Origin of the sequence: Bacteroides sp. HPS0048 (assembly GCF_964240755.1) — a bacterium.
Classification (GTDB): Bacteria; Bacteroidota; Bacteroidia; order Bacteroidales; family Bacteroidaceae; genus Bacteroides; species Bacteroides nordii.
The window spans coordinates 23909-43268 of the sequence record NZ_CAXSVC010000021.1 but is presented as its reverse complement, the minus strand read 5'-3'; the positions used below and the strand labels follow the sequence as shown (position 1 = coordinate 43268).

At 34.0% G+C, this 19360-nt stretch carries 15 protein-coding genes; all 15 read right to left on the bottom strand.

Annotated features, from left to right (window positions below):
• Positions 1 to 7 precede the first annotated feature (7 nt).
• The gene (locus tag ACESQI_RS16030; protein WP_227035123.1) at positions 8 to 514 is read right to left on the bottom strand and encodes an isoprenylcysteine carboxylmethyltransferase family protein; all 507 of its coding nucleotides are present in this window, start codon (positions 512 to 514) and stop codon (positions 8 to 10) included.
• Between the two features lie 185 nt (positions 515 to 699).
• Complete coding sequence (locus ACESQI_RS16025) at positions 700 to 1377, bottom strand: methyltransferase (protein ID WP_004292663.1); 678 nt, start codon at positions 1375 to 1377, stop codon at positions 700 to 702.
• Positions 1374 to 2168, bottom strand: coding sequence for a methyltransferase domain-containing protein (locus ACESQI_RS16020; RefSeq protein WP_005942640.1), 795 nt, complete (start codon positions 2166 to 2168; stop codon positions 1374 to 1376). Before ACESQI_RS16020 ends, ACESQI_RS16025 begins: the two co-directional genes overlap by 4 nt.
• A complete protein-coding gene (locus ACESQI_RS16015) occupies positions 2158 to 2964 on the bottom strand; it encodes a hypothetical protein (RefSeq protein ID WP_004292659.1) in 807 nt (268 codons plus the stop codon). The genes ACESQI_RS16020 and ACESQI_RS16015 overlap by 11 nt, the downstream gene beginning before the upstream one ends.
• Positions 2948 to 4057 (bottom strand): saccharopine dehydrogenase NADP-binding domain-containing protein, encoded by a 1110-nt coding sequence (locus ACESQI_RS16010; protein ID WP_004292658.1) that lies wholly within the window; start codon positions 4055 to 4057, stop codon positions 2948 to 2950. The genes ACESQI_RS16015 and ACESQI_RS16010 overlap by 17 nt, the downstream gene beginning before the upstream one ends.
• 4 nt (positions 4058 to 4061) lie before the next feature.
• Positions 4062 to 5144, bottom strand: coding sequence for a saccharopine dehydrogenase NADP-binding domain-containing protein (locus tag ACESQI_RS16005; RefSeq protein ID WP_004292655.1), 1083 nt, complete (start codon positions 5142 to 5144; stop codon positions 4062 to 4064).
• On the bottom strand, positions 5123 to 5782 hold the full coding sequence (locus ACESQI_RS16000) for a DUF6796 family protein (RefSeq protein ID WP_008778686.1): 660 nt from the start codon (positions 5780 to 5782) through the stop codon (positions 5123 to 5125). Before ACESQI_RS16000 ends, ACESQI_RS16005 begins: the two co-directional genes overlap by 22 nt.
• A gap of 52 nt (positions 5783 to 5834) precedes the next feature.
• Positions 5835 to 7022, bottom strand: coding sequence for a YncE family protein (locus tag ACESQI_RS15995; protein WP_004292650.1), 1188 nt, complete (start codon positions 7020 to 7022; stop codon positions 5835 to 5837).
• 40 nt (positions 7023 to 7062) lie between these two features.
• The gene (locus ACESQI_RS15990) at positions 7063 to 9456 is read right to left on the bottom strand and encodes a TonB-dependent receptor (RefSeq protein ID WP_004312213.1); all 2394 of its coding nucleotides are present in this window, start codon (positions 9454 to 9456) and stop codon (positions 7063 to 7065) included.
• A 17-nt stretch (positions 9457 to 9473) separates the two neighbouring features.
• Entirely contained in the window at positions 9474 to 10064 is a 591-nt protein-coding gene (locus ACESQI_RS15985) for a 4'-phosphopantetheinyl transferase (RefSeq protein ID WP_004292648.1), read from the bottom strand.
• 2 nt (positions 10065 to 10066) lie between these two features.
• Positions 10067 to 16231, bottom strand: a complete 6165-nt coding sequence (locus ACESQI_RS15980; RefSeq protein WP_258999181.1) for a non-ribosomal peptide synthetase — start codon at positions 16229 to 16231, stop codon at positions 10067 to 10069.
• Positions 16232 to 16695: 464 nt separating this feature from the next.
• Complete coding sequence (locus tag ACESQI_RS15975; protein WP_004312210.1) at positions 16696 to 17118, bottom strand: integrase; 423 nt, start codon at positions 17116 to 17118, stop codon at positions 16696 to 16698.
• Between the two features lie 27 nt (positions 17119 to 17145).
• Positions 17146 to 17682 (bottom strand): hypothetical protein, encoded by a 537-nt coding sequence (locus ACESQI_RS15970; RefSeq protein ID WP_373126554.1) that lies wholly within the window; start codon positions 17680 to 17682, stop codon positions 17146 to 17148.
• Positions 17683 to 17688: 6 nt separating this feature from the next.
• Positions 17689 to 18921, bottom strand: coding sequence for a relaxase (locus ACESQI_RS15965; RefSeq protein ID WP_195420643.1), 1233 nt, complete (start codon positions 18919 to 18921; stop codon positions 17689 to 17691).
• Entirely contained in the window at positions 18918 to 19355 is a 438-nt protein-coding gene (locus tag ACESQI_RS15960) for a hypothetical protein (protein ID WP_004292642.1), read from the bottom strand. The genes ACESQI_RS15965 and ACESQI_RS15960 overlap by 4 nt, the downstream gene beginning before the upstream one ends.
• Positions 19356 to 19360 lie beyond the last annotated feature (5 nt).

Genomic DNA, 19360 nt, shown 5'->3' with positions numbered 1-19360 from the left:
TATTTATTTAAATATATATTGTCGTAGTTAGACAAATATTTGTCACAATAATTACCAAGTAAAAAATAGCAAACAGCCATAATTCCTGATTCATATAAGCTGGAGTTTTTTTAGCATATTCTTCATATTCTTTCTTGAAATGTATACATAATGAATATTTATTTTCTATATATACAATTACAAGATTAATACATATATAAATTATATATAAACATAATGTATGTATGGCTCCAAGCAGAAGAATAAAACTTAAATGACAAAATAGATCTCCCATTATCATCGGATTTCTCACTTTTTTATAGGGACCTTCCGTTATTAACTTTGAAGGATGCAAAAACCTATCTTTGGTTGCTTGCAGATTACAATTTACCACTTTAGTACCCCAAACAGACATAAAATATCCAATTAATGCAATAAGGATAATATTGTAAAGAACATTTTCCAACAGTATTACTTTTATGTCAAACAAAGAAAAAATGTTTAGTTTGAAGCGAGGTTGATTTAAGAAGGGCATAATATACCAAAGAATAGATATAAAAAAGCCCGAATAATACATTAATGTATATCTATTATTGCAAGATAAATCTAGTGTTTTAGACATATATTTACGATTCCCAACCTTAAATGCTATATAATAAGGAATCAACCAAAGAAATGAAATTATGGCCAAAATAATTTGGGTGACCCAGCTAAAATAAATCATATTATTTTTGTATAATTTAAAAAATTACAAATAACCAACAATGCCATAAATAAAACTATAAATAATAGTTTTTGATCAAGGAGAACAGGGGTTTTCTTTCTATAAACTATAAGTTCTGATTTATAATATGGTTCTAAAGAATACTTAACCTGTATTTTTATCATAAAGAGATCTATAAATACATATATAGGGAATAAAATGCAAGTGTAGATTCCACCTGTTAATAACACCAAAGAAAAATGTCCTAATATATCCCCTATGATCATTGGATGTTGAACTCTTGCATATATTCCTTCTGTTAACAATTTACTTGGGGCATAAAATGCACTTTTAGTAGCTTCAATATTTTGAGAAACAGACTTTTTACCCCAAATGCCAAAGAAATATACAAACAACAGAAAAGAAACTGGAATATACAAAACATTAAAAAAAACAAATTCGCCATTTAACCAGTCATATATTCCATGCATCCTTGGTTGCTCTATAAAGGGTAATACATACCATATGAGTGCTGGATAAGTGCTCATAAAATATAACTTTTCCGGAAGCTTTGATTGTTTTTTTAATTGAGAATTATGTTTTTTGTAACCTAGTAGAAATGCGTAATAATAAACAATTAATCCACTTAATGAGATCAAACTAATTACTATGTGAATTATCAACTTTGTATTCATTGCTGTATTTTATTATTTTTATCTGTATTTAAATAAGTATTTTCTTCTATATCATTTTTCGAAGGCATTTTTACAGCTATAATTCCTGCAAAATTGTGCCATTTAATAAAAGTATCCATACATTGAAAACCGACATCAGATAGTAGACTCAAATTCTCTGTAAGACTCAATGGAATCAAAACGCCTCTCAAACTTTGAGCCTTTTTTATAACTTGTTGTTCATTCAAACCATTTTCTTGCTTAAAATCCCAATACAAGTCATTCCATATATCCTCAAACAGTGAATTTTCCGCCCTTATTTTCTCTACAAATATAAAAGCTCCACCTTCTACTAATCCATTATATATCCGTTGTAAGACTTTTTTTCTTTTCCATAAAGGTAAAAACTGTAACGTATACAATGATAAAACTAAATCTATATTAGCAAATTCATTTATTTCCTCTATATGTTGTTGTAGAAATTGAACTAATTCGCTACTACATTTTTTTCTTGCAATCTCTATCATTGGTAAACTTTCTTCGACTCCGATGAATCTCACATTCTTTTTTCTTGAATGCTTTTGTAATAAAAGAGAAATGGTTTCTCCTGTAGAGGAACCTAAATCATATACAACACTATTGTCTCTAATAAACCATTCACTTATTTCGATAACAGCCTTTTGTACTTCCTCGTACAATGGGACACTTTTTCTTACATGAGTGTCGAAATGTTGTGATACTTGTTCATCAAATTTCCATTCTCCTGGAATTGATGTTATCAAATCATCGACTAGCCCTTCTTTATTTCTCATATATCCTCCTTTTAAATATATAATTAATTCCTACAATATTTAAAATCTCAACTAATACTACATATAAAATAAATAGAGGTTTATACAACTCACTAAAGTTTCCCCACACAAAGAAACCTAAGAAATAAAGAAAAGAGAAAATGAGAATCGCTTTAGATAAATTCATAAAAAAAAGAATCCTATTACTGATATAATATATAATAATAGAAGAGAAAGCAGTAAAACCACTTATCATTCCAAATGTATATTTATCATAAGGTGAAACTGTAGAATAAGAAATATTGAACATTATTTCCCAAGTCTGTTCGGGGACTAAAATATTTACAATGTTCAATAGCAATACTCCTGCCTGCACTTGGAATAAACAACTTAAAACGGGAAGTTTTTGTTTCTTTGGTGCTATACCATTAATACTATGATTTAAATAAAATATGAAACTTCCAATTATAAGCCAAATAAAAGGTTCATAATCTGATGATATATGTACAATCCCTGTTTGAAGTTTTAGCAAGTACATAAAACCACCCATAAATGCGACTAAGAAAGAACAGAAGCTAATAAGTCCTTTATATTTTTCGATATTTCTAAGAAAGAGAAAATAAATACAGAAAAAACCGAAGAACAAACATTCTTCTCGAAACAAGACAATTGTCAAGTCTGATGGTATATCATGGATTCCCATGTAAGAGTGAATTACATCCCATGAGAAAAATATCCAGGGAAAACCAGTGAAACATGCTATGGCACATAACCACAACATACACACAAGAATTTTCTTTTTAATTTTTATGTTCATAATATGAATATTTTATTCCGTAAAAGTCTAAATCCGACATAAAAGATTGGCAATTCAAAGAGTCACAAAGACAATTTAATCCTATTTTTGTTTTACCTTCTAAAATGTATTGAGTAGTAATAACAGCAGGTAATGCAGTATATAATAAATTATTTTTTGTATATAAATAGTAAAAGGTATCTATCTTTCTTTCTGGCTCTATTTTAGAAACTTGACAAATTACACTTCCCCACTTATTCTCTTTCTTAACGAGACGTTGATAATCATCTTGCAACATAAGTGTTGCTTTATTTAAATTATGTTTATAAAAGATCTTTATAAACATAAACTTCCCCATTGAGATATAGTCATTTAGCATAATGAATGTTGATATCTTTCTTATTTGTTTTAAAGAAGTAGCCAATTGAGTTAATTGTTCGTCAAATGATGGCATACATATTTTTTTATGTCCAATGAAAGGAAAAAATTTGTGATGTGTATATCGAAAAGGAGACACCTGTATTTCCTTTCCATGAGAATAAACATAGGAACGTGTTTTTCCCATAGATGATGCTGCCAGATCATAAGTTGAACTATATGACCAATTATCAACAGCACCATAATAGATATTAAAATTAGTATTTTCTGGGCTGTTTAAATGAGTCTCTATAATAGTTTTAGAAAATACGCCTGAAATACCAGGCATCCAACCAACACCTATAATAAAGCAAAGTTTCTGAGCTTCAATGCTTTTTTCATATGGTTTTAATAAATCACGCAAAATGCCATATCCTCCTATATCGATGTAGTGGCAATTATTTCTTAATGCATGTAAGGCAATCTTGTCATTTATTTTAAATGAAGGTCCAACAGCATTAATAACCAACAAACATTGAGAACAAAAATTATCCAATTCTACATCATTGTTATAGTTCATTTGGTTATACTTAAGTCGCTCACTATTATAAAATGTAGACATAGATATTTCTTTTATGGATCTCCTACCACCAATTAAAACATGGAAGTGAGTTTGTAGTTGTAATAAATATTTAACTATAATAGAACCAATTGTTCCAGTTCCACCTATTATTCCTATATATTTATTATAAACCATAATACTATTCCTCTATAGATATATTTATGTTGTTGTTTTTTAATATTTCGTTTAACATGTGCAGATTGATATTTATGTCTTCAAAAGTAAAGATGCCAGGCATAATTGGTATACATCCTTTTATTATCGAGAGCACAATTACCGCACAAAATACTCCTGTTAATCTAAATGAGGAATCTGAGTGCAATAAACATTTTACAATAGAATTTTGATTTCTTACATAAGTACATACTATCACAGATTTCTCGTTTTTCTCATTTTTCTCCAATTGCCCCTGTTGTTTATTGACCATTTTACAAATCAATTTTCTAATAAAAGAGCTCTTTCTTAGTAAGGGAACTATGCCCATAGGAAGATTTTGCAGATGAAAAGCACAATCAAAATTTTGTAGTTCTTCAAATCGACTAGCTCGTTGTATAGTCCTTATTTCAGGACTAGAAAAGAATATTAATGGCATATTGGAATGAAAACGATCAAAAGTAAAAGTTCTATCTGAATGATATTTAGTTGGTTTTATTCTTCGGATTTCCCTTTCTGAAAGGAGCATCAGGTCATCTTTAAAACCCTCAAACATATTGATTATTGAAGCTGTTCCAGAAACAACACCTGCTCCAAAATAGATTCTCAATTCGGCTTCTAAAACAGTTTTTTTTAATTGTTCTGCAGCATATTCTAGCATGAAAGTTGTCAACCCTGGACATAATCCCATTCCTGTAAAAATTGTTCCCCGAAAATTTGTTATGTTCTCATTTTTTATTTCTAGTACACGTCCACTATGTCCATAGTCATCATTAATATCAACACATATTACGTGATTTCTTAAACAAATTGTATAAATATCTGTTCCTACACATGAAAAAGGACCAAGTGCCAAAATTATAATATCAAATTGTTTAATAACAGATTCTATATTTTGGGTATCATGTATGTCCATTTTTATGAACTTTACTTTCTTCTCTGATATCTTATGAATACCTCTTGATGCTATAAATAATTCACAAATATCATGATAATGTAGCAAGTAATCTGTAATAAATTGTCCCGCAATCCCTGTGCCACCAATTACTAAAACTTTCTTTTTAGACATAAATTTCTATCTTTTTTTAAGCTTATCCAACAAATTATATAATACAGAGTGATCCCCAAACTAAAAATGCCTGGTAGTAAGCATTCGGTCTTGGGAATTATCCAAGTGACAATAGATAAAATAATTGTTAGTATAACAGGGTTCACAACTATAGACCATCGAGGAACTATAGCTTTGGATGAAAAGTTACTAAATCCAACAATCAGCCAGGTCACTGGAAGTAGAATAAACATAAAGGGGAAAAAAGGTATATTAGATCCTGTTAATAATTGCCAATCTATATTTGTTTGCATTATCATTTTTGATGTACCAATACTATATATTATGGCATAGCTGTAATGATAAAACCCCAACATCAATAAAGAATAAGATATACAGAATGTATTAATAAGCGCAAGCTTTTTATTAACTTTACACATTGTTGTGTATATGAAGTATGTCCCTAATATCCAAAAAGGAAAAGTAAAAATACATCCAAAAGATGATAAATTTAAAATAGTTTCTTCTAAAGAAAGTAGTCTTGAAACAAAATAATCTGTTTCAACAGTTTTCATCTGTACTAGATAGTCGCAGGTTGTGATAAATAAACCTGAGATTACACTTATAATGATTATACAGTCATAATTACGATTGTTCATTCCATAAAAATTAAAAAGCTGCCGGAATCTTTTAGCTTCCGGCAGTCTTTATTTATTTTAAATATTGAATTTTGAAGGGATTACCTTCTGTTTTTATCTTTAAAGGTTCATACTTATCTTCTTTATAGTTGTAAAGATAATAACCTGTTCCTTGAGTAGAAGCCATCCCGAACACCATATAGTCTCCTGCTTTACATTGACTACATGACCAACCCGTAGTTCCGTCAAAGTTCATTTTTTTGACAGTTTTATTATAAACATCTATTTCAAATGTTTGCATTGATTTGTCATTTACATAATCAGGTGGATTACTAACATATCCCGGAACATTGAAATATCCATATAGCTTACCATTTCCTGTATATGTTTTGCTATAAATATAATTTGCTTTATTACCCTTTATGTCCGGTATACTAATTGTTTCTATTGGGAAATAGTATGACTGATCAAAGTCTGTTTCTCCTTTCTTTATACGCAAGAAACCTTCTGTACAGTTTGCAAAATATCCGAAGCCTCCTACACAATAAATATAAAGATCGCCTTTTTCATCAATGAAAGGATCACCTGAATACTCATAAGCGGTTGCCATTGTAGCTCTATTATCAGATATCATTTTAATAGGCTTGTCTGTCTTTGTATCAATCAAAAGTACATAAGCTCCAGTATTAGGGTTAAACTGGGACTTATCTTGAGCTAATCCTACATATAAAATACCATCTCTAATAACCGAAGCACCAGGTTCAGGATTTTTATCACCACTTTCTTTCCCAATTGCATATTCAGATAAATCTATTTCACCTGTTTTTTGCATTGTCGTAGGATTTATTATATACAATTTTCCCAATCCTACGCATGATATATAAGCTTTTTCTTCTGAATCAAATGTAAGGAATGCAGGAAGAGAACCGGAAGGGAGAATCATCGTTTCTTTTTCTTGAATTAGCAAACCATTCTCGACTCTGTACTTATATAAACGGGCATTCATCGATTCTAAGACATAAATGTTACCCCCATAAGTAAAAAGAAAAGATTCTTTTGCAAAGACCAAAGAATTTTGTGTACTTGTCTGTTCTACATTTAAATCTTTAAATAGACTAACATAAGCATTATCACCCACCGTGACACTATGAACAAAACTCATATCGTCTTCTTCATCTGTTGGAAACGGATCATCTTTACTACATGAAATAAAACTTAAAAAGGTCGCTAATAGCGACAATAAAAACCATTGATTTTTCATTTTTTTTATTTTTTTTTAGTTAAAATAATTATTTATAATATTACAAACTCATCGCTCCCCCTGAAGATTCATCACCAAACCAATTAAATCGTAATTTAATTTTAAAAGTACGACCTTGTAAAGGCTTTTTAAATTCCATATAGCTCTCCTTGTTGAATATATTTTCAACTTCAAACCCTAATGATACTTTATTTTTCCAAATAGATTGCTGGAATCCTGCCGTAAAAAGATGACTACGAGGAATTAACCATTTCTTTCGCTGTTCTGGTAAGTTACTCATTTGCCAACTCCAATCAAAATCATGAACGTAAGATGCGTCTATATAGATTCTAGATATTTCATGTTTCCCAAGTAATCCCTCTGTATGATACTCTAAACCATAGTTAAAATAAAAACGAGGAATATTGGGTACCTGTTTATCATAAGTCGGGTTTTTCACACTTTGGTCATTAGTAGTCCATTTTAGCTTATCCCGAATATCTTGATAGGTTAAGTTAAAATAACTATAAAGCTGTGGAGTCACATCTATTTTTAAATCAAAATCTCCCCCCATGATCTGAGTCTTACCCAAATTCGTATAAATCATTCGTATATCAGCAGGAAATAAACTTATCATATCTGTTATATACATATAATATAAATTTGTCTCTAACTGAAAACGACTTAACCCCATAAAATTACTTTTATCCATGATTAACCCTAAATTTATATTATTACTTATTTCGGGATTTAAATCAACTGAAGGCTTTACTGTCACTCCGTCTCCAAACAATTCTTCCGTATCAGGAAGCCTCACGTTATGTGATAAGGAAAATTTACCTCTCACCCCTTTGAAAAATTCATAACTGATTCCTTCACTTATTCCATAGTAAAAATTGTTTATTTTTGTTTTTTTCGGTTCTTTCTTAACACTTTCAGATTCATCTACAATTTTATCACTTGTTCTATATATTCCAGAATTTAAATAGTATAGACTGAACATTAAAGAGTTTTGAAGTTTGTTATTACGTGAAGAATACTCATGTGCTAACCCCAAAGTATTTCCCTTCATATTACTGGGAAAACCACTAGGGTCAAAACCAACATATTCTGCTGTATAATCATCCTTAGGTCTATACCTTGAATATGTGAATTGATTGTTAAGATTAAAGGTATGTTGCTTTAACTTGTATTTTAAATTCAATTTATGTCTGATTTCAAATTGTTTGTCATCTGAATAGTTTAATAAATTATCATCAGTTTCTCCCATTGTATTTGTTATGGTTCCATCCCATTGCCGTTTTGTTCTAGCGGTATCAACCAAATGCGTATGAATGATTGGAGTTACTAGACCTGACTTGAATTCAAGGTTTTTAAATAAGAAATTCTTCTTCTCTAAAGTTAAAGTAGGCATAATGTTTGTCCCATGTGTATGAGAAAAACGTGAATCAAAATCTAAGGCCTGAATTCCCTTTTTATTGTTATAAAAAGCACATTCTAATTCAATCTTATCAAACCAGAATTTTGTAAATGTTAAACCTACATTATACATTGTGGACCTATAATAATCATTATTTCTTATTACTTCTTGGTAGGCACTTGAAGGTAAATTTGTTTCAAAAACAGGATAAGTCATTTTATAATTATTATCCGATTTATTATGAAAAAAACCTCCTCCAATTTGAATCCCTGGTTTTTCAAACATTTTTTTTACACTGACTAACGTTTTGGAAGTACCAAATGAAGCAAACTCCTGAGTAAAGCCTACCAAGTCACACTCGTCCTCTCTTGTAACAACATTAATCGCTCCTCCCAGACCATCACTGCCATATTCAGCAGGAACTATTCCTTTATATATCTCAATATATTTAATGGCATCAATAGGTATGTCGTTTATATCAAATGAACCATCGGGGCTATTTAAAGGAAAACCATCTATATAAATAGCTACTCTTTTTCCTTCCAGACCATGTATGGACATTTTAGAAGAGCTACCCAAACCTCCGGATTTTCTAACTTTGATTCCAGAAGTACGAGTAAGTACTTCTTCAATTCCAGTTGAACGACCTCTTAATTTTGCTCCATCAACAACCGTTACAGCCATAGGACTTTTACGTATATGATTTATTTCTGCCTGCTGTGAGGATGCTTTTACCACGACCTCATTCAACACTTCTGTACTTTCTTCCAAAAAGAAATTTTTAGTTGTATTTCTATTTACAGTAACAGACTGTTTTATTGTTTTGTATCCGATAAAAGAAACCTCTACAAGATACGTTCCGTTTTGAGGTAATTTTATTCTGTATAACCCATTATCATTTGCATTATCTCCAACCTGATTTTTTCGTATATATACAGAAGCTCCTACAACAGGTTCATTTGTCTTTTTATCTACGATTCGACCAGAAAGAAAAACTTGTGCCCAAGATATCATAGGGAAACAACATATTCCCATAATGACTAAAATTGTTTTTACTTTTCTACACAACATAGGTTTATAATAAAATTTTTTTTTAACATGCATATTATAGTTACATTGGAAGCTTTAGATACATTTATCGTGTCAATATCAATCCAATTGCATAATTTACTATATGCTGTATAATATGCCTTTAGAATAGCTTCTTTACGTGAAAAAATGTCAATAGGAGAAAATTCTTTCTTATCTATACACGCTATCTCTTGGGGTGTACAAAAAAGAGAATATTCCTTTTTTGATAATATCGTCGTTTGATCTTCAATATCTACTCCAATACCCTTATACCTCTTTTTCTTTCCAACAGCAGCAACTGCTATTGCATCTTTATGAGATATAGAACCAACTATGTCAAATGGCCATATTGGTTCACCATCTCTTCCTTTTAAAATGGGAACTATTTCCTTTTGTAAAGTCTGTAAGGCACGATGTGCGGCACAACGTCCCAAAATATAAGTTTTAAGACGTATTTCAGACCATTCTCTTTTAATGAATATTTTTTCCTCATTAAAGAGATTATCTGAAGTAGCAAAAGGACTATCTTCCACAATTTCTACTGCTATATCGGAAAAGGGTAATACAAGCATATTTATACATGCAATTCTATATAATTCATTATCAACTTAGCTAATTCCGCATGATATTTTGTAATAAGAACATGCCCTCCTGGCAATTGGTGGAAAGAAACTTTCTGAAAGTAATTATTCCATAGATGTTGATTGTTTCGAATTGTAGGCTCATCCTCTCTACCGACGATGGAACATAATGGGGTTTTCAATTTACAATCAAGAAACTTGTAATTTACCATTGCTACAGTATTCATTCTCAACTCATGCAAATATTCATGTTTTTCTTCATCTGATAAAGTTGCGATCAATTCTTCATTCAACAGATCTTTTGCACGTGAATAATCCAAAAGGGCATTATCGTCATTTGAAAAGAATTGCATTAAGTCATCACGCAATGTAGGAGGAGTTCCACCAATCATTATAATACCCTGTATCGGAATATTTTCTTGTTCAAATCGTTTACAGATATCATAAGCAATATAGCAACTGTAAGAATATCCCATGATAAACAAAGGAATCTCTTTATCAGCCTCTTTCAGTTCATTGGCTAATAGCGCACCAACTTCTTCTACAGAGGACTTTATCTCACGTCCATCTCCATGTCCCGGATATTGTACTGTATATAAGTTGATTTCTCCGGTAAAATCCCCAGAAAATGTACTATACATACCAGGGGTTCCTGCTGCATATGGAAGACATATAAGTTTTGCATATGGAGTAGAAACCTTTTTCATACAAATGAGATTCTCAACTTTATTATTCTCTATTTCTTGTTCAAGCAGTTCGGCTATCGTAGGTTTATCGAATAAATCTTTTAATTTGATGTTGGTTAATCCGACCTCCTTTAATTCTTTTATTAACCTTACAGATCGGATAGAGTCGCCTCCTATATCCCAGAAATTATCAAATACACCTACCTCTGGTATCCCTAATACCTTTTCCCAGATTAAGGTTATTTGTTTTTCCCTTTCATTCCTTGGACCTACAATATCCCTTTTAACAAAATTTTGTTTCTGATTCGCAATATTGGGTAATTGCTTCTTGTCTGTTTTTCCATTGGCAGAAATTGGAATCTGCTCTATTCTAGCCATTGCGGAAGGTAACATATAGTGAGGTATCTTCATTTGCAGAACAGACATTATATCCTTGTATTCTAAATCACACTTATTTGCTGTAACATAAAAAGCTACAACTACAGGCTGTTTGTTTACATCATATTGAATCTCTGCACAAGCCTCTGTAATACCTGATACTTTTAATAAAGCATTCTCTATTTCTCCTAATTCAATTCTATACCCTCTGACATTTACTTGAAAATCTTTACGTCCTACAAATACAATATCGCCAGTTACAGTCATCTTTACAACGTCTCCTGTATTATATACAATTCCTTCATGAGTAATAGGATTATTGATAAATACAGATTTCGTTTTCTCTTCTTTATTCAAATAACCACATGACACTCCCTCGCCTCCAATATAAAGGATACCAGGAACTTCTGGTAGTGTATATTCTAAATTATCATTTAATACATATACTTGTGTATTATAAATCGGTTTCCCTATTGGAACTATATTTAAATGACATTTGCCGTCTTCTTCAATCGGGATAGGATAAAAAGTGGAAGCCACCGTTGTTTCTGTAGGGCCGTATTCATTAATAAATTTGTGCAAAGGATAATTTTCTAACCACCTGTTTATATCCGAAACATTGATAATTTCAGCACCCAGCATAATAGTCATATTGGGTGATAGGTTTACAGGTCTCTCCAAAAATCCCAACATATTTACCAACATTGAAAAATGAGAGGGAGTTACATTCAAAAAATTGATTTTTTCTTCATCTATAAAATACAGAAGTTTCTCTATATCTTTAGTTGCATTATCGGAAAGAATGTGTAAAGAAGCTCCGGCAATGAAAGGTAGCCAATTAGAAGTAACAGTCATATCAAAGGAATACGATGTTATTAAAGCAAACCTGTTATTACAGTTTACATTAAACGCTTCTTTCTCATAATTCAAAAAATTGGATACATTTCTATGCCTAAGCATTGTACCTTTAGGTTGTCCTGTTGAACCAGAAGTATAAATCATATAAATCAAATCATCAGGAGTATTACAAGGTACTATATTATCCATAGATTGACTATTTATATCATTTACGGTGTATCGACGATATGTATCAGGTAAAGGAATAGAATCATCATCAAGTAACACACAATGTTTAATGTTGGGGGTATATGAACTATTAATATTGTCTACATGTATTCCTTGAGTTACAAGAACTTCTGCTCCACAGTCATTTATCATATACTGTATTCTATCCGAAGGATAAGAAGGGTCAATTGGCACATACGCCCCACCTGCTAAAAGAATTCCAAGTTGTACTATAGGCAAATCAAGCGTTCTGTTCAGTAATAAAGCAACCTTAGAATTTCGTACCACTCCAAGAGAACGTAAGAAATGCGCCATCTGATTAGCTTTTTTCCAAAACTCTGTATAAGTTAAAGAAACTCCTTGATAAGAGATCGCCTCTCTATTAGGATACAAATCTACAGTATTACTGATCTGTTCATATATTGTTTTAAGAGGATAAGCATGTTCTGTTTTATTTGTTTGCTCCAATAATTTTATATAGAAGAGAGGGAGTATATTTGAACATGAACGCTCTTCGTATCCCTTAGTGTTTGTATCATCTACCAATTGGTTAAGCATAGACGTGAATTGTTCAGAAAGTAGTTGTATGTATTCCGCATCAAATAGCTCACGAACATAATTCCAATCAAAACACCATTTATTTTCCCATGTATACATAACAAGGTCTATATAAGTACCAGGTGCACCTGTCTGTACTTTAGGCGCACCAATTGTCAAATATCTAGATGAATGACTGATACCTTTGGGAAGCATATTGATAGAATTACTAAAAATAATTGCACTCAAAGAGCTTTGTTTTAAGCCTTCCTGTTCTGCGATTTTTCTGGACAATTCTATTGAAGATATTGGATACTCAAGCATGGTTCGTACAAATTGTTCTATCTTACGTGCAATAGAAACAATCGGTTCTTGTGGAGATGTTTGGATACGGACAGGGAAAATATCAAGAAAACTACCTATTATATTTTTTGCATTAGGTAAATGCTGTTCCCTGTTAAATACAGGCATGTTGATAATGAGATCATTTTGTCCAGACCACAAATTCATCAGTTTAAAATAGCATGCCATAAGTAAGGAATTAAGGCATATACCAGAAGTATGAGAACTGATTTCAAGAACTTTATTCATCAATAAAGAATCCAATTCCGTATGTAAGGTATTAAAATGGACTTTATTTATTAAAGATGGCTGACATTTCGTGGGAATAGATATTTTCTCTGGTAAATCTTTAAACACCTTTAGGGCAAAATCCATTGCATTCTGATATCGCTTTGTTTGCCTTCTGAATCTCTCCACAAAAACATAGTCAGAAAAAGTTAGACCTTTTTCTTGTTCAACAGTTATTTCTTTACCAGCGATAAACTGATCATAAGTTGATGTTAATTCTTGAAGGAATTGAAAAAAGCTGAAACCATCAATTATCTGGTGATCAATATGTATAATTAATTCATGTTCATCTTCCCCTGTTTTATAAATATTACAATAGAATAAAGGATACTCTTTAAGGTCAAATCTGTGATCATGATCTTTTTCGTCCTTTTGTAAAAAGAATGTTTCCTGTTGTTCTTTGTTCATTGAAGTTATATCTTCATAAGAACTTTTAAATGTCGGATATTCAGGAAGAGTTATCATCTCAGGTTTATCCGACTCTTCGGAAAGAATAGAATGTAACAATGGATGACAGTTAATAATGTGATTTAACGTCTTGTCCCAACATGCTGGATCAAAAAAACCTTTCAATTGTGTCCGACAAATGATATAACAACTTAATCCTGTCGGTTCATTACGGATAAAACTTTTACTGTGATAGAATAATGTTTCTTGGAAATCCATTAACGGAAAAGAATACCCCTCTGGAGTTACATAGCGTTCCTTAATGGTTTGTGCTATATCTCGTATACAAGTTTTATCTTTTATATCATCTAATGTTATTTTATCAAAAACTTCAGTTAAGCGCTTCATCATTTGATATACAGCGGCAAAAGAAGTCACTTTAGTTATAATATTTTCTGTATATTGTATTTCTAAAGAGGGAATTCCTATTTCTTCGCTGATAAACTCTCGAACTAACAGTTCATATTCATTTAAAGGAGATTGAAGTTCTTTTAATAAATATTGTTCAAGATAATGTTTTTGAGAGACTAAGGTCGGATATTTATAGAAGAAACTATTTTCTAATTTAATATTTAACAGTTCTTCAAGTTTAGAAACAGCCATCATACTGCGTATTGAGTCTCCTCCTAAAGAAAAGAAGTTATCTTCTATATGAATGAGGTTTGTTTTTAAAACTTCTGACCATATTTTTTTGAGAACCAATAAATAATCCATATTATGAGATTCTTTGTTTAGTTTTACAATTGATTTATTATACTGTCCTTGCTCAAAATACTTTGCCATAGATCGACGTTTTATTTTAGAGCTAGAAGTTCTGAGTATTTCTCCTTTTTTTATCTTTATAGAGTATTCTGGAGCAAATCCAACTTTGTCTGCTAGAAATGCGTTACATTCATTTATTAATTGTCTTATTTGTTCTTCCGACATTTTTCTTGATAATACAAAGAAATGAAGTACAATTTCACGATTTTCTGTAGAAGAATAAAAAGATGTAAATACAGTTTTTTCAATTGAAAGACCAAATTTCTCTAAGACACAATTTTCTAAATCAAAAGGATGAAAGTTTTGTCCATTTACTATAATTGTTTCCTTTTTTCGACCTACTATATAAAGAATATTGTTATAATCAAAAAAGCCCAAATCTCCTGTACTTAACCAACCGTCTTTTAATACTTCATCTGTTGATTGTATGTCATTATAATAACCAGACATGACACAAGCGCCTTTTACTTGAATCTCTCCTAAATTTAAATTATTTTGAGGAATACCGTCTTTAACAATGCGTACTTGTAAGCCTGGTAATATTCTACCTGCACTAACAAATTCACAAAAATCTTGTTGTTTATCGACTAATTTGATAATCCCTTCATAGAACGCCTCTCTATTTATTCTTATATTTTTATTTCCATAACCCGGTAAACAGGAAGAAACAATCAATGTTGTTTCAGCCATTCCATATGAAGGGCGGAATGCATTTCGATTAAACCCAAGTTGAAAAAGGGGGGATAATCGGACGTATAAATTAGATGGAACCATTTCTGCTCCAATTGAAAGAGTCTTCACTTGAGATAAATCCAATTCTTTTATGTCATTAGATTGTTCTAACTTTTGAATTAACAAATCCAATCCTGAAGGTGTCGTACCGCCACAAATACTTACTTGATATTCGGAAATTTTCTTTAGAAAAATCAAAGGATCTCTTAAAAAGGAAAAAGGCTCTATTTTTATTTCTGTAATTTGGTTATACAAACAAACCAAATGATTTCCAAATAGACCATAATCATGAAAATATGGCATCCAGTGAATCAAAGTATCTTCAGTTGTAATTTCATCCGCAAGAGTTTTTATTTTCAAATTAGTTAAAATATTGTTAAAACTAAGCATGACTCCTTTGGGTGCCCCTGTACTTCCTGATGAAAACTGAATAACACATAAATCTTTACTATCTCTTTTAGGTATGTGTAAAGAATAATCTTGCAACAAATCCAATTGTTTCATAATATCTTCAACACACACAGCTTTATGAAATGAAGATTTATAATATTCAAATAGATTAATATCATTTGTTATAAGTGTAACTACACCTAATATATCAATTGCATTCTTTAGGCGTTCAAAAGCAATAGAGTTCTTATTACTGAATTGTACAGAAGGCATTAAAACGGGTATACAACCTGCCATAACACATCCCCAAAATAATAATATAAAATTTTCGGATTTTTCAACAGAGATTATTATCTTACTGACAGGCTTTACTTGATAGTAAGATTTTAAAATAAAAGCTATTTTTCTAGATTTTTCTCGTAACTCTGAATAAGTTAGAAAAAGATCACATTGACTATTATTTACAATAACAATTCCTTTTGTCGGCACTTTATGTGCTGCTTCTTCCAACAATTCATATAGGTTTTCCATCTTGCTTTATTTTTTGCCCGCAAAGTTCGTTTGTTTAGCTAAATCCATCAATACCAATTATTAGGTATTTTTAATAAATTGTTGTATGCATATAATATTACTTAAATTATATATTTCTATTTATTGTGTGTAGCTATCGTATTAGTAGTCAGTTGATATTAATTTATATTAGATTGTTATACATAATCATTTATGATAAGGAAATATTACCTACAAAGGGGTATTATATGTATTTTTACCTTCCTATTTTTTGTAAAATGATAAGTTCTTTATATCTCATAAATAACTATTGCTTCTTTATTAAGACCTAGAAATCATCACATTTAATATATTACTGATACGCAATGCTCTAAAAATATTTAGTTATTTACTATAACAGTCAATGTATATTTCAGGTATACCTGATAATCTTCCATTATCATCTGGTCTATTACTGCCAACGGAACGTCCTTGTTATCCCGGAATCATTTGAAGCTGCCGAGTGCGGTATGGTAGTTCTTGGCCGTACCGATGTGATTTAATTGGCAGAGTCGCTCGATGAGATTCTCCATGAATATAAAAAGGGTATTTTCTTTTTCGGTGCACCGGAACTCCATAATTATATCTTCAGATGAATAACCTCGTCGTAGCAGATCGAATCTTTCAATAATCCTGTTCAGCTTTTCCAAATTCTCCTCCAGTTTTCGGATTATTGTCTGAATAACGGTTATCCGTTCGCCAGCCGGTGCCGAAACAGGTCTTGACTGTTTATCATCCCATTCATGAGAGAACACCTTATAACCGGTTGTGATTTGCCTGACGACACGGCGGTGAGTTACAAAATAAACGATAGTGCCCGGACGGCCTTCGACTGTTGACGGGCGGAATTTCACCTTTACTGTTGTCATACTTATATTTATTTAATTGGTAATGTTTCATTCTCGTCTTAACTTGCGGCATATAAAAATGGTCAACGTGACACAGACAACGAGAAAAGCAGCGGTACAGCCGAGTACTTCCCACAGCAATATGCTATGTATAAGACGAGCGTTCGCGGCGCAGGTACAAACGAAAGCCGCCGCGAGGGAGATGATTGCCTCTACCATACACCAGAAAGCGGTTGCGGAGATAAGCACACGGTCATTCGCCGAGAGGCGTCCGGCTAGCCTTGCGCATTCCCGTTCCATCCTGTCGGCCATCTTCCGGCAGATTTTCTCTCCCTCCTGTTCAAGCGTCTTTCTCGCTTCCTCGCCGAGTGTGACCGTGCTTGCCCCACGCAGGGAAGAAACAGCCCCGTCCATTTTGGGCAGGGCTTCCGAAAGTCTGTTTTCGAGCTTTTCCACGTTGGCACTAAGAATGCGGACAGCTTCATAATTGTTTTTCAGCGCATCGATTATGTGGTCTTGCTCCTGCATTTTTTCGGCAGTCGGAAGTGCCCCGTCTATTTCCGAGAAATCGATTTTTTTATTCATAGGCTGTTATCTTTTTCGTCCTGTCTTCGGTTTCTTTCCGATTACCCTTGCCGCTTCACGGGCGCACCGGCGTGCCCATTCCCGTTCGTCCTCGTCCTCGCGTCTTCCCCAAGGCAGGTCGTTGGAACTGCCGCCACCACCTCCCGAAGGAACCGCCGGAGTATCGAGCATCCCGACGAAAAGTGCCGCAGCCATGTCCGTGAGGTCACGGCTGTTGGCTGTCTCCCGGTAGTCGAACTCGTCATTGAATACGTCCAACGCTTCATCGGGAATGAAGAACCGGCGGCTTTCCCCGTCGATGTCGATATGGTACGGGCTGGTACCGGGACGATAGCCGGTGTATTGCGGAACCGGTGTCGTTCCTTGTGCGTGAACCGGAATCGTCCGGGGTGTAGTCGGTATAGATTTCCCTGCGGCGGGCTGTGTCGAAACAGTCCTTGTCTTGGGAGCCGCGTGCAGCTTTTTCCACGTGCTTTCAAGTTTGGTCGCCATGAGGTTGCGCCCCCTGCCGAGTTCGGAAGCCTTGTATCTGGCGTTGCCTTTCTTCAGCACGTAACCGCGCAATATCTTCTTGTTGTCGCTCAGCTCCCAAAACTCATATCCCTTGCTCCGGAGTCTGGCCACGTACTCGTCCCATGACCAGCTTTCCATGGATTGCAGGGTTTCCATGCAGTCCCGGTTCACCTGCCCGATGTTCGTCTCACGTACTTCGGCGGCAGTCGTCCAGCCCCGTTTCAGGGCCACACGCTCGGCTGCCCGCTGTGCCCGCAGGTGTATGTCATGGTCGTTGTTGATATTCCCCCGTTCGTCGATACGGCAGAACGCACCGTGAAGGTGGGGAATGCCGCTCTTGGATTCCAGATGCAGCCACACCGTGCCCTTGCTGCCTTTGAGGGCGGTTTTCGGGGAATAGGTCTTGCCGTTCTTGTCAAGCAGTTCGATGTTGTCGAACTCATCCGTGAAGTCGTCCCACAACCTTTGCCAGTCGTCGATGGTAAAGTCTTTGGTGTGTTCCGGCGCAGGGCTGACCTCGATGCGGATGACGGAATTTTTGACCCGTTTGGACTTCTCCAGCGTCAGCCGCATAGAATCCCATATACCCGTGGCATCCAGACCGGGCGGCAGCAGATTGTCCCCCACGTGGAAGATGCGTTCGGGATGTTTCTTGTTCCTCGATTCTCCCGTGATGTACCTGATGTCATTTATCCCGTGGGAGATGGATTTCGCTTTCCCTATCATGGCTCGTCCTCCCTGTCTTCACCGTTCCTTGTCCCGTCGGGCAGGCGGTTGGAAAACCGTACCTTGTCGAGCACGTCCGTGACACGCTCGGCCAGCCTGCCGAGTTCCTTGAGCCATTCGAGCATGAAAGGGTAACTGTTAAACATCTGTCTGCGCTTTTCGGGGTTCATGCCACGGAGCGCGGACGTGTAGTTCACGAGGTCGCTGCGGCATCCTATAAGGGTCTCCATGACCGCCTCCTGCCTTGCCGTCAGCCTCGCTTTCGGCCTGTAGTTGAAAGCTCTTGCCAGCACGTAGCTGCTGACGGTCATGCCGCACTCGGCGGCAAGGCGGCGGATGTACTGTTTCTGTTCCACGGTGACTTTGGCTCCGATGTATTCGGTGCGGCTGCCGCCGGACGGAAATGATGTGTCTTGCTTATTGTCTTCTGTCATAACTG